The sequence below is a fragment of the Streptomyces sp. NPDC012935 genome (assembly GCF_042900345.1).
Taxonomy (GTDB): Bacteria; Actinomycetota; Actinomycetes; order Streptomycetales; family Streptomycetaceae; genus Streptomyces.
This window is the reverse complement of sequence record NZ_JBIBBC010000002.1, coordinates 329829-352132: the sequence shown is the minus strand read 5'-3', so window position 1 is coordinate 352132 and position 22304 is coordinate 329829. Positions and strand designations below refer to the sequence as shown.

Below are 22304 nucleotides of genomic sequence, written 5' to 3'. Positions count from 1 at the left end.
GTCAGGTGCCGGTGTTCGTCGCCTCCGGGTCGACGCCCACCGTGATCGTCGCGAGGACGCCCTTGGCGATGTCGTTCTTCTTGTACTTCAGCTTCAGCAGACCGCCGGTCGTACCGCTCTGGTCGTAGATCGTGTCCTCGCCGAGCGTGGTGCGCTCCGTGGTGGACGTCGAGTACGGCGCCTCTCCGGCGCAGAGCAGGACCGTCTCCTCGTCGAAGAAGAACTGGCCGGTGTGGCAGGTGGTGCCGCCCTCGTAGCCGGCGTCCGTCCACGCGCCGCTGACGTGCACCTTGGTGTGGATGTGGACGCAGCGGCCCTGGTACCAGCCCGGGAAGACGGTCTTGAAGGTGACGAAGCCCTTTCGGTCCGTCCTCCAGGTGCCGCGCAGATAGCGGGTGTCGCTGGTCGGCTCCTCGTGCCCACCGCCACCGCCACCGCCACCGCCGCCGGCCGGCGGCTCACCGGTCGGCGTGCCGGACGGCACTGCGGTGGGAGTACCCGAGGGGGCGTCCGTGGGCGGGGTGCCGCCCCCTCCGCCGTTCGAGAAGGACTCGTAGCCCGAGTACAGGCCCAGCGCGTCGCAGTGCCAGATGTCCACGGCCGCGTTGCCGACCGGCTTGCAGCTCTCGGCGTCGATCACCTTGATGCGGAGGGTGAGCGGGATGCCCTCCTTGTCCTCGGTGATGTCCTGGCGGAGCTTGTCGGCGTCGATGTAGTAGGGGCCCTCGGTGGTCTCCGAGGTGAGCTTGTAGCAGGTCTCCGCGGCGGTGGAGCTGCTGCTCCCCGACGCCTGCGCGCCCTTCGCTCCCGACTCACCCGCGAACGCGCCCGCGGCGAGCGTGCCGCCCACGCCGACCGCCGCGGCGGCTCCCGCACCGGCGACAACGACCTTACGACGCGTCAGATCCCTTTTGTGCTTCGGCTCTTGGGCCGTGTGGTTTCCCGTCATGCCCGGGACGCTAGGTAAGAGCGCTGTAAGGGGCATGGGTGTGGGCTGTGGTTACCTGTGGAACCTGAAAGGGCCCGGAACCGATCACGGTTCCGGGCCCCTTGCTCAGCCGCCTACTTCGGCTGCGGCTTGCGCACCGTCAGGTGCAGCTCCTTCAGCCGCGCCTCCTCCAGCTCCGTCGGCGCGCCCATCATCAGGTCCTGGGCGTTGCCGTTGAGCGGGAAGGCGATCGTCTCGCGGATGTTCGGCTCGTCGGCGAGCAGCATCACGATGCGGTCGACGCCGGGCGCGATGCCGCCGTGCGGCGGGGCGCCGAAGCGGAGCGCGCGCAGCATGCCGGCGAACTTCTCCTCGACGGTCTCGCGGTCGTAGCCGGCGATCTCGAAGGCCTTGAGCATGATCTCGGGCTCGTGGTTCCGGATCGCGCCGGAGGACAGCTCGACGCCGTTGCAGACGATGTCGTACTGCCAGCCCAGGATGTCCAGCGGGTCCTGGTTCTCCAGGGCCTCCAGGCCGCCCTGCGGCATGGAGAACGGGTTGTGCGAGAAGTCGATCGCGCCGGTCTCCTCGTCCTTCTCGTACATCGGGAAGTCGACGATCCAGCAGAACCGGAAGACGCCCTCCTCGAAGTGCCCGGCACGCTTGGCGGCCTCGACCCGCACCGCGCCCATGATCTTCGAGACCTCGTCGAACTCGCCGGCGCCGAAGAACACGGCGTGACCGGCCTCCAGGCCGAGGCGCTCGGTGAGGACCTTGACGTTCTCCTCGGTGAGGAACTTGGCGATCGGGCCGGTCAGCGAGCCGTCCTCGGCGACACGGACCCAGGCCAGGCCCTTGGCGCCCTGCGAGACCGCGAAGTCACCGAGCTGGTCGAAGAACTTGCGGGGCTGCGCGGAGACGTCCGGCACCGGCAGCGCACGCACGTGCTTGCCGGCGAACGCCTTGAACTCCGAGCCCTCGAACACGTCGGTGATGTCGACGAGCTCCAGCTGGGCGCGCAGGTCCGGCTTGTCCGAGCCGTACTTCAGCATCGCCTCGCGGAACGGGATCCGCGGGAAGGGGGAGGTGACGTGGCGGCCGTTGCCGAACTCCTCGAAGAGCTCGGTCATCAGCTGCTCGATCGGCTGGAAGACGTCCTCCTGCTCGACGAAGCTCATCTCGACGTCGAGCTGGTAGAACTCGCCCGGCGAGCGGTCCGCACGCGCGTCCTCGTCACGGAAGCAGGGCGCGATCTGGAAGTAGCGGTCGAAGCCGGAGATCATCAGCAGCTGCTTGAACTGCTGCGGCGCCTGCGGCAGGGCGTAGAACCTGCCCGGGTTCAGCCGGGAGGGGACGACGAAGTCGCGGGCGCCCTCGGGGGAGGTCGCGGACAGGATCGGCGTCGCCATCTCGTTGAAACCCAGCGCCGTCATCTTGTGGCGGATCGCCGAGATGACCGACGTACGCAGCAGGATGTTGCGGTGCATGCGCTCGCGGCGCAGGTCCAGGAAGCGGTACTCCAGGCGCCGCTCCTCGTTGACCCCGTCCTCGGCGTTGATGGTGAAGGGGAGCGGGGCGGCCGCGCCGAGCAGCTCGACCTCGCCGACCTCGACCTCGATCTCACCGGTGGGCAGCTCGGGGTTGATGTTCTCGGCGCCGCGGGAGACGACCTTGCCGTCGACGCGGACCGTCGACTCCTTGGAGAGCTTGTCGAGGGCCTCGTAGGAGGGCGTGCCGGGACGGGCGACGAGCTGCGTGATGCCGTAGTGGTCGCGCAGATCGATGAAGAGGATGCCGCCCAGGTCGCGCCGATTGTGCAGCCAGCCACTCAGTCGGACGTCGGTGCCGACGTCAGAGGAGCGGAGCTCGCCGCAGGTGTGGGACCTGTACCGATGCATCGTCGTTCATCCAGTCTTCGCGGATCGGGGGGCCTGTTTCACGTGAAACTTTCCGTGAAACTCCCCCCAGCCTACCGGGGACCCCAAGATCGGCTCCCCACCATTTGGCGGCGCCCGCGGGCCCTTCCCGACCAGGTGCCCCGTACAGCTTCGGTGGCAGTGTGCGATCACCTCTTCTTAGAGTGGGGCAATGCGCACTGGTGAGCCCCTGCCCGCCGTGGGGGAGGTTCTCGCCGCCCTCGCGACCGGACTGTGGCACTGGAACACCGCCACGGGACTGGTCACGGTCGACGCGGAGGCGGCACGGCTGCTCGGGCTGCCCGCCGAACAGGCCACCCTCAGCCAGGCCCAGGTACGCGCCCGCCTGCATCCGGTCGACTGGAACGAGATCAGCGGGGTGATCCAGCTCTCCGTGGCCGAGGGCACGCTCGGCGAGGTGCGGGTGCGGATCATGGACGAGCGGGGCCGGGTGATCCGGCTCGGCCGCAGCCGCTTCCACGCGTCCTTCGACCGCGAGAAGAAGTCGTACGAGGTGACGGGCTCCCTCCAGGAGGTCACCGAACCGGTGCCGGGCACCTCGGCCGGGCGCACCGCGGTCACCGGCGACTGGCGGCGCTCGCGGGAGGCGTTCCTGCTGGACGCGGGCCGGGCGCTGGCCGAGGCGCGGTCGACGGCGGAGGTGCTGCGGGTCGCGGCGGGCCTGTCGATGCCGGGCTTCTCACCGGACGGCCTGGCGGTGTTCGGGGTGACGGGCGACCGCCTGACGATCACCGGCCATCACGGCCACCAGCCCGGGGACGAGGGCCCCTTCACACACATGGCCCTGGAGACCGACTACCCGGCCGCCGAGGTCGTCCGCACCGGCCGGGCCGTCTATCTCTCCTCACCCGAGCAGTACAAGGACCGCTATCCGGTGACCTGGCCGCTCGCCGCGCACTTCAACCGGCAGTCCTGGGCGTTTCTGCCGCTCACCGTGGCGGGCCGCACGATGGGCGCCTGGATGGCGGCGTTCACCTATCCGGTCGCCTTCACGCCCGACGAGCGGTCCGTGCTGACGACGGTGGCCCGCATGCTCGCCCAGGCACTCTCGCGCGCCGAGGCCACCGAGTCCGCGCGGGAGCTGACGGACGGCCTCCAGCGCTCGATGCTCCCTCAGCTGGGCCCCGAGATACCGGGCATGAGCGTGGCGGCACGCTATGTCCCGACCGGCGGCGGGCTTCAGGTCGGCGGCGACTGGTACGACATGATCCCGCTGCCTGGGGGCACCTCCCGGACGAAGTCCGGGGGAGGCCGCTTCGCCCTCGTCATCGGTGACGTCCAGGGCCATGACGTGCGGGCCGCGGGCCTGATGGGCCAGCTGCGGATCGCGCTGCGCGCCTACGCCTCCGAGGGCCACCGCCCCGACGCCGTGCTCTCCCGCGCCTCGCGCTTCCTGCACGGGATGACGTTCGGATCCCTCGACGAGGACCCGACCGACCTGCGCTTCGCGACCTGCCTGTACGTCGAGGTCGACCCGACGACCGGGCTGCTGGACATCGCCCGCGCCGGCCACCCGGACCCGGCGATCCGCATGACCGACGGCACGGTGCTGGCCCGTCCGACGGCCGGCGGCCTCCCGCTCGGCATCGACCCGGACGCCGACTACCCGACGACCCGGATCACTCTGGAACCCGGCGAGACCATGCTGATCTGCACCGACGGACTGATCGAGACCGGCGGCCACGACCTGGAGACAGGGTGGAAGCGCATCCGCACGATCCTCGAGGAGCACGACGGCGACCTGGAGGCCCTCGCCGACGCCCTCGTCCAGGCCGTCCACGGCCCGTCCTCCCACCACACCACCGGCCCGCTCGCGGACCGGCGCGAGGACGACATAGCGGTCCTGCTGCTGCGGCGGCAGGAGGAGGGGTGCGGCTGCGGTGATCCGGTCGCCGTCCGGCCCACGATCCGGCGCACCATGCTGTCGGTGGCGCAGGCCGAGCCGGAGCGGGTCGCGGTGGCCCGGCAGCAGCTGCGGGAACTGCTGCACGACTGGGGCTGCGCGGACCACGTGGACTCGGCGGTCCTGCTGCTGTCCGAGACGCTGACGAACGTCCTCGTCCACACCGACTCCGACGCCCTGCTGCTGGCCGAGGTGCGGGGCGAGCCGGGGGACCGCCGGATGCGCGTCGAGGTGACGGACACCAGCGACGACCTGCCGCACAAGCGCCGGCCGGGCGAACTGGCGTCGTCCGGGCGGGGTCTGCTGCTGATCGAGCTGCTGGCTCACGCATGGGGCGTGGACCCACAGGGCGAGGGCAAGAGCATCTGGTTCGAGCTCTACGAGTCCGAGGGCACCACGGGCTCGGACGGGTCGGGGGGCACCTGGGGCTCGGGACGCTCGGAGTCGGCGTAGCGCTCTCTGAGTTCGTGTGCCACTCCGGTGGCGGCGGCAGTCAGCGGGACGGCCAGCAGCATCCCGAGGATGCCGGCCACGGAGGCCCCCGCGGTGATCGTCACCATGACGACGGCCGGGTGCATCTGGACGGTCCGGCTCTGGATCGCGGGCTGGAGCACATGCCCCTCCAGCACCTGCACGGCGAGCACCAGGCCGAGCACCCACAGCGCGATGACGAACCCCCGGTCGGCGAGCGCGACCAGCACGGCGACCGCTCCTGAGATGAAGGCGCCGAGGTAGGGGACGTAGGCCCCGACGAAGACGAGCGCGCCGAGCCCGACCGCGCCCGGGACGTCGAGGATCAGCAGGCCGACGGTGATGCACAGGGCGTCGATGAGGGCGATCAGGGTGGTCCCCCGCATGAATCCCTCCACGGCCCGGAACGCCCGCCGGGCCATGGCCTCCGCGAGGTCGCGGCTCCCGCTCGGGACGACGGCCCGCAGCACGCCGGCGGCCCGGTCGGAGTCCCGCAGGAAGAAGAAGACGAGCAGCAGCGCGAGTACGGCGATGGCGATGGTCTCGCCCACGACACTGACTCCGCTGATGACCCCGGAGGCGGCCGTCCCGCCGAACTTGGTGAGCAACTCCCTGGCGTTGGACGCGAGATCGTCCAGCGAGGTCCCGGCGGCACCGAAGTGGCCCGTGAGATCCTGGCCCGCCTGCCTGAGCGAGGAGACGATCTCGTCGCCGCTGTCCACGATCGCGGCGGCGACGATGTACACCGCCCCGCCGACGACGGCCACCACGACGACACAGGTGAGCCCGGCGGCGACGGACCGGTTCACCTTGGCCTTCACCAGCCGCCGGTGCAACGGCCCGAGCAGCGCCGTCCCCAGCATGGCGAGCAGCACGGCCACCACAGCCGTACTGAACTCCACGGCCAGCCGGATCCCGACGTAGACGACCCCGGCGACGAGCAACACGACGCCGCACCAGGCGGCGAGCCGCCGGACGGGATCGGGGAGCAGCGGGGTGGGGGCCTGCACCACACCAGCGGATCATGCGCGGGGCGGCGCTGTCGTGCGCGGGCGGACCGGGTGGGTGACGGGACGACGAAGGGCCCGCTTCCGCACCAGGGGCGGGGAAGCGGGCCTTCTCGTCGGTGGATCAGGCAGACCAGGCGGATCAGATGGATCAGGTGGATCAGGCCTTGGACGGGCCGTCCGCGCTCATTCCGTGCACGGCCGGGATCGTGCCGAGCCGGCCCTTCTGGAAGTCGTCGAAGGCCTGCTGGAGTTCGTCGCGGGTGTTCATGACGAACGGACCGTAGTGGGCCATCGGCTCCCGGATCGGCTGCCCGCCCAGGAGGACGACCTCAAGGTCAGGCGTGTGGGAGTCCTGCTTCTCGTCGGCGCGGACGGTCAGGGAGCCGCCGCTGCCGAAGACCGCCGTCTGGCCCAGCTGGATCGGGCGGTGTTCCGCACCCACCGTGCCGCGGCCCGCGAGGACGTACGCGAGGCCGTTGAAGTCCTCCCGCCACGGCAGCGTGATCTCCGCGCCCGGCGCCAGCGTCGCGTGGATCATCGTGATCGGGGTGTGCGTGACACCGGGGCCCTGGTGGCCGTCCAGCTCGCCCGCGATGACGCGCAGCAGCGCGCCGCCGTCGGGGGTGGTGAGCAGCTGGACGTTGCCGCCGCGGATGTCCTGGTAGCGCGGCGCCATCATCTTGTCCTTGGCCGGGAGGTTCACCCACAGCTGCAGGCCGTGGAAGAGACCGCCGGACATGACGAGGGACTCCGGCGGGGCCTCGATGTGGAGGAGGCCGCTGCCGGCCGTCATCCACTGGGTGTCGCCGTTGGTGATGGTGCCGCCACCACCCTGCGAGTCCTGGTGGTCGAAGATCCCGTCGATGATGTACGTGACGGTCTCGAAGCCGCGGTGCGGGTGCCAGGGGGTGCCCTTGGGCTCGCCCGGCGCGTACTCCACCTCGCCCATCTGGTCCATCATGATGAACGGGTCCAGGTGGCGGTAGTTGATCCCGGCGAACGCGCGGCGCACCGGGAAGCCCTCACCCTCGAAACCGCTTGGCGCGGTCGTGACGGCGAGCACGGGACGGGCAACGGCGTCCGCGGGCGCGGCGACGCGCGGCAGCGTCAGCGGGTTCTCGACGGTCACTGCAGGCATGTCGGTACCTCCTTGTGCGTCCACTTTAGTTGAGCATTGAACTTCTTGCTACCCCTAACGGGAAGAACCCGGAGGGCATTCCCTCCGGGCACGACCGAAGGCCGGCACCCGGGGTGGGCGCCGGCCTTCGTCACAAGGACCCGGTGTTGCGGGAGCGGCTCAGTGTGCCAGGAAGAGCGCGGACTCAGAGGTCAGACGACCGGTTCCGGCTGCTTCTCGGGTGCGGCCTCGGGCTGGTCCGCCTCGGGCCTGCGCCGGTCGTCCCGCATCACCAGCGTCGCCAGCACTGCCGCGGCCAGGACACCGATCGCGCTGAGCGTGAAGGTGGTGGACATCGAGGCGGTGAAGGCCTCGCGGGCCGTCGCGACCAGACCGGCGTCACCGCCGGCCACCGCCCCGGCGATCGAGTGCTTCGCCTCCTGCGGCGTCCCCTCGGGCATCCGGTCGGCGAAGCCGCTCGACAGCAGCGAGCCGAGGATCGCGATGCCGAGCGCGGTGCCGGCCTGCTGGATGGTGTCGTTCAGGGCCGAGCCGACGCCCGCCTTGTCCTCGGGGATGGTGCCCATCAGCGCGCCGACCGCGGCCGGCATCGCGAGGCCCGCGCCGAGGCCGAGGAGCCCGAGCGCCACCGCCGGGACCGTGAAGCCGGAGTCCGCCGAGACCGTGGCCATGAGGGCGAAGCAGGCCACCATCACCAGCATCCCTGCGAGGATCACCCACCGGTTGCCGTACCGGGCGGCGAGCTTGACGCCCACGCCGTTGCCGATCAGGGCGGTGATCGCCAGCGGCAGGAAGGCGAGGCCCGCCTCGAGCGGCGAGTAGCCGAGCACGAACTGCAGGTACTGGGTGAGGACCAGCAGCAGACCGCCGTTGCCGATCTGCACGAGCGCCAGCGAGAGCGAACCGCCGCTGAAGTTGCGGTGCTTGAACAGGACCAGCGGGACCATCGGGGACTCGGTGACGTTCTCCCAGACCACGAAGCCGATCAGCGAGGCGAGCGCCACCACCAGGGTGACCGTGGAGCGGCCGCCCAGCGCGCCGTGCTGCGGAAGCTCGATGATCCACCAGACCAGAGCGGTCATCCCGGCCGCCGACAGCACCGCACCCAGCGGGTCCGCCTTCTGCCAGGGCGCCCTTGACTCCGGCATCAGCGTCAGACCGGCGACGATGGCGAGCGCCACGATCGGCACGTTGATGAAGAAGATCGACTGCCACGAGAAGTGGTCGATCAGGACGCCGCCCAGCACGGGGCTGCCGACCAGCCCGAGCATCGACACCGAGCTCCAGGCCGCCATCGCCTTGCCGCGCTCCTCCTCGTCGAAGACGGTGATGAGAATCGAGAGGGTGGACGGCATGATCAGGGCCCCGCCGACACCCATCGCGACGCGTACGGCGATCACCTCGCCGGGGCTGGTGCACCAGGTCGCGGCCAGCGAGGCCGCCCCGAAGAGCAGGAGCCCGATCAGCATCACCTTCCGGCGTCCGAACCGGTCGCCCAGGCTGCCGGACGTGAGCAGGAGTCCGGCGAAGACCAGGACGTAGGAGTCCAGGATCCACTGGGTGTCCTGGGCGCTCGCCCCGATGTCCCCGGTCATCACGGGCACCGCGACGGTCAGCGCCATGCTGTCGACGACCAGCACGAGCGTGCTCAGGCAGAGCACGATCAGGATCCACCAGCGGCGTGGATCACGCGTTCCCTTGACGTCCATGACGTTTCCCTTCATGACACTCTCCCCGACTCCGCGAACACCGTTCCTTCGTTGCGAACACTGTACGCACAGCAGAACAGTGTTCGCAACCATCGATTCCTGTACGCTCGATGCGAACGATGTACGCAGGGATGTGAAGGAGTGCCGATGGCCGCCAGGACGACGAAGCAGAGCCCCATCCCCTCCGTCTGGGCCCGCCCCCAGCGCGAGTCCGACCAGCCGACGCTCAGCCGCGCCACGATCGTGCGCGAGGCGATCGCCATGCTGGACGCCGAGGGTGTCGAGGCACTGAGCATGCGCAAGCTCGCGACCCGTCTGAACGCCGGCGCCGCCTCCCTGTACCGGCACGTCGCCACCAAGGACGAACTGATGGAGCTGGCCGTCGACGAGGTCGCCGCCGAGATCCACGTACCGCCGACCGACGGCGCCGACTGGCGCACGGCGGCCGGCGAGGCCGCGGGTGCGTTCCGCTCGACGGCTCTGCGGCACCCGTGGCTGTCGTCGGTGCTCGGACAGGCGGGCCTCGCCTATCTCGGCCCGAACCTGATGGCCTTCTCCGAGCGGCTGGCGGCCCTGTTCACGGCCGCCGGGTTCGCGAGGCCGTCCGGCCCGATCGACACTCTGCTGTCGTACGTGATCGGCATGAGCACCACGGAGGCCGCCTGGCTCACCGCGGTCGCCCGCTCCGGCGAGACCGAGGCCGATTTCATCGCCCGCCTGATGCCCGCCGCCCAGCAGGCGGCCGCGGCCCACGAGCACCTCGCCGAGGGGTACGCGCAGGCTCTCACCGCGACCACGGACCCGGTGGCGCTGCGCGACGAGAAGTTCGCCTACGGCCTTGAGGTCGTCCTGGACGGCCTGGCACTACGGCTCAAGTGAGACGGGGCCGCCGCTCCATCGTCGCCGGAGCGGGTGGGACGGCGTGGATAGAGTGGCGGCATGTACACGCGGGGGCCCGGAGTCAGATTCACGGTGGTCTCGGCGATGGCCGTGCTGGCCCTGACCGGGTTCTCGTCAGGTTGTGGTGCCGGGAGCCGCGGCGATGCTGGTTCGTCCAGCGGCTCGTCCGGCAGCGACGCACATGCCTCCGGGGCGAGTACCGGCGGCGAGGGTACGCACCGCTCGCAGCCCACCCACAGCCCCACCCCCACCGCGTCCCCCTCCAACGAAACCGCCCGGCCCCTGAAGGACGGCACAGCGGTGGTCATGAGCTGCGCGAGCACGGACGACCCCTACGCGACCGTCGAGATCAGGAATCCGAACGGGCGCGCGGGCATCTTCACCGTGCGGATCAACTTCAAGGACGAGCACGGCTTCACCCTGCTCGAAACCGGCAATCAGGTGCCGGTGCCGGCGAAGGGCACAACAACCCACCGGGTGGCGGTCGCCGGCGCGGGGCGCGTGGACGAGATCGATCGATGCGAGGTCGATCCGCGTGCGACCGCCGACCAGTGACGGCCCGCGGAGCTCGCCGCGTCCGGAAACCAGGACAGGGCGAAGATCAGCCGTACATCCGGCGCATCGCGAACTCGACCATCTGCTCCACGGCCTTCGCGTCGAAGACCATGCGGTGCTCGCCCTCCATGTCGAGGACGCAGCCGTAGCCGGTCGGCAGCAGGTCGATCACCTCGGCACCGGTGATGACGAAGTACTTGGATTCCTTGCCCGCGTACCGACGCAGCTCCTTCAGCGAGGTGAACATGGGGATCACCGGCTGCTGGGTGTTGTGCAGGGCGAGGAAGCCCGGGTTGTCGCCGCGCGGGCAGTAGACCTTCGACGTCGCGAAGACCTGCTGGAAGTCCTCGGCGGACATCTGCCCGGTGGTGAAGGCCCGCACCGCGTCCGCGAGCGAGGGCGGTGACGGCTCGGGATACAGGGGTGGCTGCTGGCCATAGCCGCCGACGCCGCCGGGCATGGGCTGCTGCGGCGAGGCGTACTGCTGCTGAGCGCCGACGTTCTGGTCGTAGCCGTACATGGACGCAAGCGTACCGAGAGCGGCGGGCAGAGCGGGCCGGTACCGGGGCCGCTGCGGGGCCTCCGGCAAAACCGACAGCGAGTCGACAGCCGCCGTACTGCTTTCCGACAGCTGTCCCTCACTAGCGTCTGCCGTACCGGGAGGAGTGCCTGAAAGGGCGCCGCACCAGTGAGGGGACAGCCATGGGCCGACACCACGCCGACGAGGTCCACGAGCACGACAGAGGGCTCTCGTACGACCTTCCCGTCCTCGCCCGCCGGCGCATGATCCGGCTGATGGCGGGGGCGAGCCTGGTCCCGCTGGTGGGCTGCACCTCGCAGGACGAGACCTCGGCCTCGTCCTCGGCCTCCTCCGCCAAGGGCTCCGCGTCGTCGTCCGCCGAGTGCGCGACCATCCCGGACGAGACCGCCGGCCCCTTCCCCGGTGACGGCTCGAACGGCGTGAACGTCCTCAAGGAGAGCGGTGTCGTCCGCAGCGACATCACCAGGAGCTTCGGCGACTCCGCGGGCGGGACCGCGCAGGGCGTGCCCCTGACGGTCACGCTCACGGTGGTCGACGCCTCCTCCGGCTGCGGGACGCCGAAGAAGGGTGCCGCGGTCTACATCTGGCACTGCGACCGGGCCGGCGACTACTCCCTGTACTCCGAGGGCGTCACCGACGAGAACTACCTGCGCGGCGTCCAGGAGACCGACAGCTCGGGCCAGGTCACCTTCAGGAGCATCTTCCCCGGCTGCTACGCGGGCCGCTGGCCGCACATCCACTTCGAGGTCTACGGCAGCCTGGCGGACGCCACGGCGGCCACCTCCATCACCAGCACCTCGCAGCTCGCCTTCCCGAGGGACGTCTGCGAGACGGTGTACGCCACCGACGGCTACGACGAGAGCGTGCGCAACCTCACCGGCCTCTCCCTGGAGACGGACGGCATCTTCAGCGACGGTTACGAGCAGCAGCTGGCCGCGACGAGGGGCAGTGTGGCGGAGGGTTTCACGGCGACACTGACGGTTCCGGTGTGACCTGTCACAGATTGCGGATCGGGGTTGCGTCTTATTACTGACGGGTAGCATCATCGTAGCTACTTGTTGGTACGTGAACTAGCGCGAGGAACCAAGTGCCTCGCCGACCCTCTACGGAGCCGTGACCATGGGGCACTACAAGTCGAACCTCCGCGACATCGAGTTCAACCTCTTCGAAGTACTCGGACGCGACAAGCTGTACGGCACGGGTCCGTTCGAGGAGATGGACGTCGAGACCGCGAAGAGCATCCTCGAGGAGCTGACCCGGCTCGCGGAGAACGAGCTGGCGGAGTCCTTCGCCGACGCCGACCGCAACCCGCCGGTCTTCGACCCCGAGACGAACACCGCGCCCGTCCCGGCGTCCTTCAAGAAGAGCTACCGGGCCTTCATGGACTCCGAGTACTGGCGTCTCGGCCTGCCCGAGGCCATCGGTGGCACCACCTCCCCGCGCTCCCTGATCTGGGCGTACGCGGAGCTGCTGCTCGGCTCGAACCCGGCCGTGTGGATGTACTCCTCCGGCCCGGCGTTCGCCGGCATCCTCTACGAGGAGGGCAACGAGGTCCAGAAGAAGATCGCCCAGATCGCCGTCGAGAAGACCTGGGGCTCCACCATGGTCCTCACCGAGCCGGACGCCGGCTCGGACGTGGGCGCCGGCCGCGCCAAGGCGGTCCAGCAGGAGGACGGCTCCTGGCACATCGAGGGCGTGAAGCGATTCATCACCTCCGGTGAGCACGACATGGAGGAGAACATCCTCCACTACGTCCTCGCCCGCCCCGAGGGCCACGGCCCCGGCACCAAGGGCCTGTCGCTCTTCCTCGTCCCGAAGTACCTGTTCGACTTCGAGACCGGCGAGCTGGGCGAGCGCAACGGCGTCTACGCCACGAACGTCGAGCACAAGATGGGCCTGAAGGCCTCCAACACCTGCGAGATGACCTTCGGCGACCAGCACCCCGCCAAGGGCTGGCTGATCGGCGACAAGCACGACGGCATCCGCCAGATGTTCCGCATCATCGAGTTCGCCCGCATGATGGTCGGCACGAAGGCGATCTCCACGCTGTCGACGGGCTACCTGAACGCGCTGGAGTACGCCAAGGAGCGCGTCCAGGGCCCGGACCTGGCGAACTTCATGGACAAGACCGCGCCCAAGGTCACCATCACCCACCACCCCGACGTCCGCCGCTCGCTGATGACGCAGAAGGCGTACGCGGAGGGCATGCGCGCGCTGGTGCTCTACACGGCGTCCATCCAGGACGAGATCCAGGTCAAGGAGGCCGCCGGCGAGGACGCCTCCGCGCTGGAGGCCCTGAACGACCTGCTCCTGCCGATCGTGAAGGGCTACGGCTCCGAGAAGGGCTACGAGCAGCTCGCCCAGTCGCTGCAGACCTTCGGCGGCTCCGGCTTCCTGCAGGAGTACCCGATCGAGCAGTACATCCGCGACGCCAAGATCGACACCCTGTACGAGGGCACGACGGCGATCCAGGGCCAGGACTACTTCTTCCGGAAGATCGTCCGCAACCAGGGCGCCGCGCTGAACTCGCTCGCCGAGGACATCAAGAAGTTCCTGGCGCTCGGTGAGGGCGGCGCGGAGCTGGCCGGCGCCCGCGAGCACCTCGCGAAGGCCGCCGTCGAGCTGGAGGCGATCGTCGGCCTGATGCTGACCGACCTCGCTGCCACCGAGCAGGACGTCAAGAACATCTACAAGGTGGGCCTGAACACCACCCGCCTGCTGCTGGCCTCCGGTGACGTGGTCGTCGGCTACCTGCTGCTCAAGGGTGCCGCGGTCGCCGCGGAGAAGCTGGAGTCGGCCTCCGCCAAGGACAAGGCGTTCTACACGGGCAAGATCGCCGCGGCGAAGTTCTTCGCGGCCAACGTCCTGCCGGGCGTCACCGGTGCGCGCAAGCTCGCCGAGGGCGTCGAGCTGGACCTGATGGAGCTGGACGAGGCCGCCTTCTAGTCGGCCCCTTCCAGTCGGCGAAGGGGCGCCGCCGGCGCCCCTTTCCAGCCACCCGTTCCAGTCACTCACGGACATTCCACATCGCCCTTACGAGGGCCCGCTCCCCTTCACCGGGAGCGGGCCCTCGTACGTCGTTAAGGTGAACCCCATGAGCGAACCCCCCCGCTTCGACCGCGGCCACACCGACGACCTCATGTCCTTCCTGGCGGCGAGCCCGACGCCGTACCACGCCGTGGCGAACACCGCCGAACGGCTGGAAAAGGCCGGATTCAGGCAGGTCTCGGAGACGGACGCCTGGGACGGGACGAGCGGCGGCAAGTACGTGCTGCGCGGTGGCGCGATCGTGGCCTGGTACGTCCCCGAAGGCGCGGCGCCCCACACGCCGTACCGGATCGTCGGCGCGCACACGGACTCCCCGAACCTGCGCGTGAAGCCGCTGCCCGACACGGGCGCGCACGGCTGGCGGCAGGTCGCCGTGGAAATCTACGGCGGACCGCTCCTCAACTCCTGGCTCGACCGCGACCTGGGCATCGCGGGCCGGCTGACGATGCGGGACGGTACGACGCGGCTGGTGAACGTGGACCGGCCGCTGCTGCGCGTCCCCCAACTCGCCATCCACCTGGACCGTTCCGTGTCGGCGGAGGGGCTCAAGCTCGACAAGCAGCGGCATCTGCAGCCCATTTGGGGCCTCGGCGGCGATGTGCGCGACGGCGACCTGATCGCGTTCCTGGAGGAGACGGCCGGGCTGCCGGCGGGCGAGGTCACCGGCTGGGACCTGATGGTGCACTCCGTGGAGCCGCCGGCCTACCTGGGCCGGGACAAGGAGCTCGTCGCCGGCCCGCGCATGGACAACCTGCTCTCGGTGCACGCCGGGACTGCGGCGCTGGCCGCGGTGGCCGGCTCGGGCACCGCACTGCCGTACATCCCGGTGCTGGCCGCCTTCGACCACGAGGAGAACGGCTCGCAGAGCGACACGGGTGCCGACGGGCCGCTGCTGGGCGGCGTCCTGGAGCGATCGGTGTACGCGCGCGGGGGATCGTACGAGGACCGGGCGCGGGCGTTCGCCGGCACGGTCTGTCTGTCGTCCGACACGGGCCACGCGGTCCACCCCAACTACGCGGAGCGCCACGACCCGACGCACCACCCGCGCGTCAACGGCGGGCCGATCCTGAAGGTCAACGTCAACAACCGCTACGCGACGGACGGTTCGGGCCGGGCGGTGTGGGCGGCGGCCTGCGAGAAGGCCGACGTGCCCTTCCAGTCCTTCGTCTCCAACAACTCCATGCCCTGCGGCACGACGATCGGCCCGATCACCGCGGCCCGGCACGGCATCAAGACCGTCGACATCGGCGTGGCGATCCTCTCCATGCACAGTGCGCGGGAGTTGTGCGGCGCGCAGGACCCGTGGCTGCTCGCGAACTCGTTGGTGGCGTTCCTGGAGGGGTAGTTCCTCACGGGTGGGGTACTCGCCTCCGACCGGAACCACCGGACCGGACAGGGAGGCGACAGCTCATGGGCCTCGGCGGGTGCATCATCCTCATCGCCGCGGGAGCCATCCTCACGTTTGCGACAGACTGGAATATGGAGGGGGTCAATCTCGACCTGGTCGGGATCATCCTCATGATCGTGGGGCTCATCGGCGTCACGACCTTCAGCAGCATCGCCAGGCGCAAGCGCGTGGTGGTGCCGCCGACGACACCGGTCGTCGGCGAGCAGCCCCATCGGCGGGACGGCTACAGCGACGGCTACGGCGCCTGAGACTCCTCAGTCCGCCGGTGGGAGTGGAGGGTGCGGGAGATCGGTGTCCGCACCCTCCCCTTCGCCGCGCGAGACGGGTCTCAGCCCGTCGGCCTACAGACGGCGTTTCGGGGCGTGCGGCGGGGAACCCCTCGTGTCATGAGATTCCTCGTACGCGACCGGCTCCTCGGCTTCGGTGACGACTACTGGATCGAGGACGACCGGGGCAACAAGGTGTTCCTCGTCGACGGCAAGGCGATGCGGCTGCGGGACACCTTCGAGCTGAAGGACGCCCAAGGGCACGTCCTCATCGACATCCACCAGAAGATGCTCGCCCTGCGCGACACGATGGTGATCGAACGGGCCGGCGAACCGCTCGCGACGATCCGCCGCAAGCGGCTGTCCCTGCTGCGCAACCACTACCGGGTGTCCCTGGCGGACGGCAGCACGGAACTCGACGTCAGCGGCAAGATCCTCGACCGCGAGTTCGCCGTCGAGTACGACGGCGAGCTACTGGCCGTGGTCTCCCGCCGGTGGCTGCACGTGCGGGAGACGTACGGCGTGGACGTCGTACGGGACGACGCCGATCCGGCGCTGCTGATCGCGGTGGCGGTGTGCGTGATCCACCTGGCGGAGAAGGAGCGGGGCGACGACTGACGGCGGCGGCCGGGGGAGTGCCGTGGCCGCGGACGGTGCGCGCCGTCAGCGACGCGGCGCCGTCAGGCCCAGCATCCGGTCCTTGAGCGCCGGGAACTGATCCCGCGTCACCGCGACCTTCCCGGGGTCGAACTCCACCGCCAGGACCTGCTCCCCCGCACCGGCCTGCGCCAGCACCTCGCCCCACGGATCGACCACGATCGAGTGACCGGCCTGTGGAACTCCCGCGTGCGTCCCGGCCGTTCCACAGGCGAGCACGAACGCCTGGTTCTCCACCGCCCGCGCCTGAGCCAGCAGCGTCCAGTGCGCCCGGCGGCGCTCCGGCCAGCCCGCCGGAATGACCAGGGTCTCGGCGCCGGCGTCGACGAGGCCGCGGAAGAGTTCGGGGAACCGCAGGTCGTAGCACGTGGCCACACCAAGGGTGGTCTCGGGCAGCCGGACCGTCACCAGTTCGCCGCCCGCGCCCATCAGCACGGCCTCGCCCTTGTCGAAGCCGAAACGATGGATCTTGCGGTAGGCGGCGGCCAGATCACCGGAAGGGGAGAAGACGAGAGAGGTGTTGTAGAGCGGCCCTTCGGGGTCACGCTCAGGGATGGAGCCCGCGTGCAGCCACACGCCCGCGTCGCTCGCGGCCTTCGCCATCGCCTCGTACGTCGGCCCTTCGAGCGGCTCGGCCGCACTGCCGAACTCCTCGTAGGCGAACGCCCCGGTGGTCCACAGCTCGGGCAGGACGACCAGATCCGCACCCGCCTGGTCCCGCACCAGCGAGGCGACCCTCATCCGACGCGATTCGACCGATTCGCCCTCATTGACGTCGATCTGAAGCAGAGAGGCGCGCACACTACCACCGTCCTGGCATTCGAGCGGTCCACACGGGCATCCACGCGGGGCCTACGATCGTCACACGAAAGCACTGCCGGGGTGCCTCACAGCAGCGTAACTTAGCGTTTCGAGACACCCGCCGACAGCAGCCGCCGCCCACTGGCACCGCCGCCACAACCTGCCCGCGTACAGACGTTCCAACCGCCGAGGGGTCCCGTTTCCGTGAGTCTGCATCCCACCCTCCAGCCCTACGCCGACGCCTGGACCCACTCCATCGAAGCGATATCCGAGCTGGTGACGCCGCTTGTGGAAGGTGAGTGGAATCGGCGTACGCCCTGCCCCGGCTGGTCGGTCCGCGACGTCGTGTCCCATGTCATCGGGCTGGACTGCGAGATGCTCGGCGACCCGCGCCCCATCCACACGCTCCCGCGCGACCTCTTCCACGTCACCAACGACCAGCAGCGCTACATGGAGATGCAGGTCGACGTCCGCCGCCACCACACGGCGCCGGAAATGACGTCCGAGCTGGAGTACACGGTCATCCGCCGCAACCGCCAGCTGCGCAACGAGACCCGCGACCCCGGCACCAAGGTGCGCGGCCCGCTGGGGGCCGAGCTCACCCTTGAGGAGTCGATGCGGACCCACGCGTTCGACATCTGGGTGCACGAACAGGACCTGCGCGCGGCTCTCGGCCGCCCCGGCAACCTCGACTCCCCCGGCGCGCACATCGCCCGCGACGTCCTGCTCTCCAAGCTGCCGGACATCGTCGCCACCAAGGCGGGCGCGCCCCGCAGCTCGGCGATCGTCCTCGACGTGCACGGCCCGATCGAGTTCCTGCGCACGATCCGCATCGACATCCAGGGCCGCGGCACCCTCGAAACGGCCCCCGCGCTGGGCCCCGCCGCCACCCTCACCCTCGACTGGGAGACCTACGTCCGCCTGGCCTGCGGCCGCATCACGCCGGAGTCGGCGGCGGACCGGCTGAAGTCGGAGGGCGACGCGGACCTGACGGCGGCCATCCTGCGGAACTTCACCGTCACGCAGTAGGAGTCCTCAGGGCGCCGGGTTCCGCGCGGCGGCTGCCCGTTATTCGCTGTCCGCGGCAGGGGACGCGGGGTTAGCGTGCGTGCCGTGACTGACACGACAACTGAAACCGAGGCCGGCCCCGGCCCCCGTACCGACGGACCGCCCCGCCTCACCCGGTTGACCTTCCACGGTCCGCTGTCCGAGGCACGGGCGCAGGGTCTCGTCCAGCGGCTCACCCGTACGAACCCGACGTCGGTCCTCGACATCGGCTGCGGCTGGGGCGAGCTGATGCTGCGCGTCCTGGCCGCCGCGCCCGACGCGACGGGGACCGGCATCGACATCAAGGCCGAGGACCTCGCGCGCGGCCGCCGCCTGGCCGAGGCCCGAGGGCTGGCGGGCCGGGCCGAGTTCGTCGAGGAGTCCGCGGTCGGGACCGCACGCGGTCCGGCCGACCTGGTCCTGTGCGTCGGGGCGAGCCAGGCCCTGAGCTCGGCCGAGCCGCCGCAGCTCCTCATAGATGCCCTGCGCGAACTGCGCCGCCTGGTCGCCGACGGCGGACGCGTGCTGCTCGGGGAGGGCTTCTGGCAGCGCACGCCGACCCCTGCCGAACTGTCCGGTATGTGGCCCGGAGCGACCCCCTCCGACCACCACGACCTCGCCACCCTGCTCGACCTCGTGGTCGACGCCGGTTTCCGCCCGGAGTGGACGGAGACGGCGGCCCTCGGCGAGTGGGAGGAGTTCGAGTCGGCGTACCAGGCGGACGTCGAGATCTGGCTGGCCGAACACCCGGATCACCCGCTCGCGGCCGAGACGCGCGAGCGCCTCGACCGGCATCGCGCCCAGTGGATGAGCTACCGCGGGGTGCTCGGGATCGCCTACCTCACGCTCGTACCCGTGCGCGGCTGACGCTCGGGCCGGCTACGCCGGTACGTGTACGGTCTCCACCCTGCTGGCGACCAGCCGTTCCCGCTCCCTGCGCGCCGCCCGGCCGCGCAGTCGCAGGATCTGGCTGACGCCCAGGGCCTGGAGGACGAACACCGCCGAGAAGGCGACGGCGTAGTCGTCCCCCGTCGCGTCGAGCAGCACGCCGATCGCGAACAGCGTCGTCATCGAGGCCACGAAACCACCCATGTTGGTGATCCCGGACGCCGTCCCCTGACGCTCCGGCGGATTGGCCGGCCGCGCGAAGTCGAAGCCGAGCATGGAGGCCGGCCCGCACGCCCCGAGCACCGTGCACAGCACGATCAGCAGCCACATCGGCGCCGTCTCACCGGGCCAGGCCAGCGTGGTCGCCCACAGCGCCGCCGTCGCCCCCACCGTGCCCAGCGCCAGCGGCAGCCGCGCCTCGTGGTGCCGGGCGACGACCTGGCCGTAGACGAGGCCCACGACCATGTTCGACAGCACGACCAGGGTGAGCAGTTCACCGGCCGTCGCCCGGGACAGTCCCTGCGCCTCCACCAGGAACGGCATGCCCCACAGCAGCAGGAACACCATCGCCGGGAACTGCGTCGTGAAGTGCACCCACAGTCCGAGCCGGGTGCCGGGCTCCCGCCAGGACGCGGCTATCTGACGTCGTACGTACGCCGACCCCTGGTGCGGCGGCGGCTCCGGCTCGTGCCCCTCGGGGTGGTCCCTCAGGAACAGCAGGAGCAGGACGAGTACGACGACACCGGCGGCCGCGCTGCCCGCGAACGCCGCCGTCCAGCCCACGCCGTGCAGCAGCCGCGCCAGGACCAGCGTGGAGACGAGATTGCCCGCCATGCCCGCGAGGCCCGCGAGCTGCGCGATCAGCGGGCCGCGCCGGGCCGGGAACCATCGGGTGCCGAGCCGCAGCACGCTGATGAACGTCATCGCGTCGCCGCAGCCCAGCAGGGCGCGCGAGGCGAGAGCCGTGCCGTACGAAGGCGAGAAGGCGAAGCCCAGTTGGCCGGCCGTGAACAGCACCACGCCGATGGCCAGCACCTTCTTGGTGCCGAGCCGGTCGACCAGCAGGCCGACGGGTATCTGCATGCCCGCGTACACCAGCAGTTGCAGGATCGAGAACGTCGACAGCGCCGAGGCGTTCACGTCGAAGCGGTCCGCCGCGTCGAGGCCGGCGACCCCGAGGGAGGTACGGAAGATGACGGCGACGAAGTAGACCGAGACGCCTATGCCCCAGATGGCGACGGCGCGGCGGCCGCCGGGAGGATCGCCCGGCAACGCGGCAGCCTTCATCGCTCCTCACCCCGCGCCAGATGCGAGAACCAGCCGATGTGCCGGTGGACCCTGCCGACGGCCTCCTCGGCGTCCCCGGAGCGCAGGGCCTGCAGGATCTCCTCGTGCTCGACGAGGGTCTTGGCGATCCGGTCGGGGTGGGAGTGCAGGACGGCCACGCCCATGCGCAGTTGCCGGTCGCGCAGTTGGTCGTAGAGCCGCGACAGGATCTCGTTGCCGCCGCTGCGGACGATCTCCACGTGGAAGCACCGGTCGGTGACGGCGGCCCCGGCGAGGTCACCGGCGGCGGCCTGTGCCTTCTGCCGGGCGAGCAGCTCCTCCAGGCGCTCGATGAGTCCGGGGGGCGCGGGGACGGCCTTGCGCGCCGCGTGCTCCTCCACGAGCATCCGCGTCTCCACCACGTCCTTGATCTCCTGTGCGGAGACCGGCAGGACCAGTGCGCCCTTCTTCGGGTAGAGCTTGATCAGCCCTTCGACCTCCAGCCGCAGCAGCGCCTCCCGCACCGGGGTTCGCGAGACGCCCACGGCCTCGGCCAGCTCGCCCTCGGTGAGGAGCGTGCCGCCCTCGTAACGGCGGTCCAGGACGCCCTGTTTGACGTGGGTGTAGACGCGGTCGGCGGCGGGTGGCTGCTTGAGCGGGGCGGGTGGGGCGGAAGGCATGGCCACAGCATAGATACAACACGTACGCATGGCGGTCGGCGTCCATCATGCGGACCCCGAAAAGGAATCCCCGGGCAAAGAAGCGGCACCTGCCGCATCCGGTGCACAACCTTCTGTGTTAATTACGTGTCACACACGTGCGGCCCCACCTTCTTCCCCTCCAACTCGGCCGCACTTTCGGGGTATTCGACGTAATCGGGGTATTTAAGTTGATAACCGCCACAAAGGGCCTCCGCGTCCGCAGAGCCGCAGCCGTCGCCGTCACGACCGGTGCCGTGCTCGTGACCGGAGGCCTCACCGCGGCCCCCGCGCAGGCCGTGACGGCGCCCTCCATCACCGCCAAGGGCGGGTACCTGATGAACAGCGCGACCGGCACGACGCTCTTCACCAAGGCCGCTGACACCAAGAGGCTCACCGCCTCCACCACGAAGATCATGACCGCGAAGGTCGTGCTGTCGCAGTCGAACCTGAACCTGGACACCAAGGTGACGATCAAGAAGGAGGTCAGCGATTACATGGTCCGCAAGGGCTACCCGTCGACGGCCCGCCTGATCGTCGGCGACAAGGTGACCGTCCGTCAGCTGCTGTACGGGATGATGCTGCCCTCCGGCTGCGACGCCGCGATGGCCCTCGCCGACAAGTTCGGTTCCGGCACGACGGTCTCGGCCCGCACCAAGAGCTTCATCGGCAAGATGAACACCATGGCCAAGAGCCTGGGCATGACAAACACGAAGTTCGACTCCTTCGACGGCATAAGCAACGGCACCAACGCCTCGACGCCGCGCGACCTGACGAAGCTCGCCCGCAGCGTGATGAAGAGCTCCACGTTCAAGACCGTCGTGAAGACCAAGGCGTACACGGCCAAGACGATCACCAAGACCGGTTCCACCCGCACGATGGCGACGTGGAAGAACACCAACGCGCTGCTCGGCTGGAACGGCACGCTCGGTATCAAGACCGGCTCCGGTACCGAGGCCAAGTACTGCCTCGTCTTCGCCGCCACGATGAACGGCGAGCAGGTCATGGGCGCCGTGCTGACCGCCTCCTCGGAGGCCAACCGCACGGCGGACGTGAAGAAGCTGATCAACTACGGCTACGCCCGGATCAGCTGACACCCCGCGTCACACGCAAAGGGGCGGCCACTGCCGAGT

20 protein-coding genes are annotated in these 22304 nt (G+C 70.0%); 11 read left to right on the top strand and 9 right to left on the bottom strand.

Going from position 1 to position 22304, the window contains the following annotated elements:
- Window position 1: 1 nt before the first annotated feature.
- Window positions 2–949 (bottom strand): intradiol ring-cleavage dioxygenase, encoded by a 948-nt coding sequence (locus tag ACFY5C_RS06935; protein WP_389441358.1) that lies wholly within the window; start codon window positions 947–949, stop codon window positions 2–4.
- Window positions 950–1062: 113 nt separating this feature from the next.
- The gene (aspS, locus tag ACFY5C_RS06930; RefSeq protein ID WP_389441356.1) at window positions 1063–2826 is read right to left on the bottom strand and encodes an aspartate--tRNA ligase; all 1764 of its coding nucleotides are present in this window, start codon (window positions 2824–2826) and stop codon (window positions 1063–1065) included.
- Window positions 2827–3016: 190 nt separating this feature from the next.
- Between aspS and ACFY5C_RS06925 the strand changes: the two genes are divergently transcribed.
- On the top strand, window positions 3017–5221 hold the full coding sequence (locus ACFY5C_RS06925; protein ID WP_389441354.1) for a SpoIIE family protein phosphatase: 2205 nt from the start codon (window positions 3017–3019) through the stop codon (window positions 5219–5221).
- On the opposite strand, the gene ACFY5C_RS06920 is transcribed toward ACFY5C_RS06925, so the two are convergent.
- From ACFY5C_RS06920 to ACFY5C_RS06910, 3 genes are all read right to left on the bottom strand, one after another.
- The gene (locus ACFY5C_RS06920) at window positions 5146–6249 is read right to left on the bottom strand and encodes an AI-2E family transporter (RefSeq protein WP_389442184.1); all 1104 of its coding nucleotides are present in this window, start codon (window positions 6247–6249) and stop codon (window positions 5146–5148) included. The two genes, ACFY5C_RS06925 and ACFY5C_RS06920, sit on opposite strands and share 76 nt — an antisense overlap.
- Window positions 6250–6406: 157 nt before the next feature.
- Window positions 6407–7387, bottom strand: coding sequence for a pirin family protein (locus ACFY5C_RS06915; RefSeq protein ID WP_389441352.1), 981 nt, complete (start codon window positions 7385–7387; stop codon window positions 6407–6409).
- 191 nt (window positions 7388–7578) lie between these two features.
- Entirely contained in the window at window positions 7579–9111 is a 1533-nt protein-coding gene (locus ACFY5C_RS06910; protein ID WP_389441350.1) for an MFS transporter, read from the bottom strand.
- Window positions 9112–9243: 132 nt separating this feature from the next.
- Between ACFY5C_RS06910 and ACFY5C_RS06905 the strand changes: the two genes are divergently transcribed.
- A complete protein-coding gene (locus ACFY5C_RS06905; protein WP_389441348.1) occupies window positions 9244–9975 on the top strand; it encodes a TetR/AcrR family transcriptional regulator in 732 nt (243 codons plus the stop codon).
- Between the two features lie 60 nt (window positions 9976–10035).
- A complete protein-coding gene (locus ACFY5C_RS06900) occupies window positions 10036–10551 on the top strand; it encodes a hypothetical protein (protein ID WP_389441346.1) in 516 nt (171 codons plus the stop codon).
- Window positions 10552–10597: 46 nt separating this feature from the next.
- Here ACFY5C_RS06900 and ACFY5C_RS06895 read toward each other — a convergent pair whose 3' ends face one another.
- Window positions 10598–11071, bottom strand: a complete 474-nt coding sequence (locus ACFY5C_RS06895; RefSeq protein WP_328425767.1) for an SseB family protein — start codon at window positions 11069–11071, stop codon at window positions 10598–10600.
- Between the two features lie 182 nt (window positions 11072–11253).
- Between ACFY5C_RS06895 and ACFY5C_RS06890 the strand changes: the two genes are divergently transcribed.
- The 5 genes from ACFY5C_RS06890 to ACFY5C_RS06870 all read left to right on the top strand — a co-directional run bounded on the left by ACFY5C_RS06890 (window position 11254) and on the right by ACFY5C_RS06870 (window position 16432).
- Window positions 11254–12084: an intradiol ring-cleavage dioxygenase gene (locus ACFY5C_RS06890; protein WP_389441343.1), complete on the top strand. Its 831-nt coding sequence runs from the start codon at window positions 11254–11256 to the stop codon at window positions 12082–12084.
- Between the two features lie 127 nt (window positions 12085–12211).
- A complete protein-coding gene (locus ACFY5C_RS06885; RefSeq protein ID WP_389441340.1) occupies window positions 12212–14038 on the top strand; it encodes an acyl-CoA dehydrogenase in 1827 nt (608 codons plus the stop codon).
- 148 nt (window positions 14039–14186) lie between these two features.
- Entirely contained in the window at window positions 14187–15485 is a 1299-nt protein-coding gene (locus ACFY5C_RS06880; RefSeq protein ID WP_389441337.1) for a M18 family aminopeptidase, read from the top strand.
- A gap of 65 nt (window positions 15486–15550) precedes the next feature.
- Window positions 15551–15796, top strand: a complete 246-nt coding sequence (locus tag ACFY5C_RS06875; RefSeq protein ID WP_389441334.1) for a DUF6458 family protein — start codon at window positions 15551–15553, stop codon at window positions 15794–15796.
- Window positions 15797–15934: 138 nt separating this feature from the next.
- On the top strand, window positions 15935–16432 hold the full coding sequence (locus ACFY5C_RS06870) for an LURP-one-related family protein (RefSeq protein WP_328425779.1): 498 nt from the start codon (window positions 15935–15937) through the stop codon (window positions 16430–16432).
- Between the two features lie 45 nt (window positions 16433–16477).
- On the opposite strand, the gene ACFY5C_RS06865 is transcribed toward ACFY5C_RS06870, so the two are convergent.
- Window positions 16478–17272, bottom strand: a complete 795-nt coding sequence (locus ACFY5C_RS06865) for a carbon-nitrogen family hydrolase (RefSeq protein ID WP_389441332.1) — start codon at window positions 17270–17272, stop codon at window positions 16478–16480.
- Between the two features lie 204 nt (window positions 17273–17476).
- Here ACFY5C_RS06865 and ACFY5C_RS06860 point away from each other — a divergent pair, with 204 nt between their 5' ends.
- Both ACFY5C_RS06860 and ACFY5C_RS06855 read left to right on the top strand, forming a co-directional pair.
- A complete protein-coding gene (locus tag ACFY5C_RS06860; protein ID WP_389441329.1) occupies window positions 17477–18301 on the top strand; it encodes a maleylpyruvate isomerase family mycothiol-dependent enzyme in 825 nt (274 codons plus the stop codon).
- A gap of 84 nt (window positions 18302–18385) precedes the next feature.
- Window positions 18386–19186 carry an SAM-dependent methyltransferase gene (locus tag ACFY5C_RS06855; protein ID WP_389441328.1) on the top strand — a complete coding sequence of 267 codons (801 nt, stop codon included), beginning with the start codon at window positions 18386–18388 and terminating at the stop codon, window positions 19184–19186.
- 12 nt (window positions 19187–19198) lie between these two features.
- Here the strand turns inward: ACFY5C_RS06855 and ACFY5C_RS06850 are convergent, their stop codons facing one another.
- Together ACFY5C_RS06850 and ACFY5C_RS06845 are read right to left on the bottom strand one after the other, a co-directional pair.
- Complete coding sequence (locus tag ACFY5C_RS06850; RefSeq protein ID WP_389441326.1) at window positions 19199–20494, bottom strand: nitrate/nitrite transporter; 1296 nt, start codon at window positions 20492–20494, stop codon at window positions 19199–19201.
- A complete protein-coding gene (locus tag ACFY5C_RS06845; protein WP_389441323.1) occupies window positions 20491–21153 on the bottom strand; it encodes a GntR family transcriptional regulator in 663 nt (220 codons plus the stop codon). Before ACFY5C_RS06845 ends, ACFY5C_RS06850 begins: the two co-directional genes overlap by 4 nt.
- A 209-nt stretch (window positions 21154–21362) precedes the next feature.
- Here ACFY5C_RS06845 and ACFY5C_RS06840 point away from each other — a divergent pair, with 209 nt between their 5' ends.
- Window positions 21363–22265, top strand: coding sequence for a D-alanyl-D-alanine carboxypeptidase family protein (locus ACFY5C_RS06840; RefSeq protein WP_389441320.1), 903 nt, complete (start codon window positions 21363–21365; stop codon window positions 22263–22265).
- Window positions 22266–22304 lie beyond the last annotated feature (39 nt).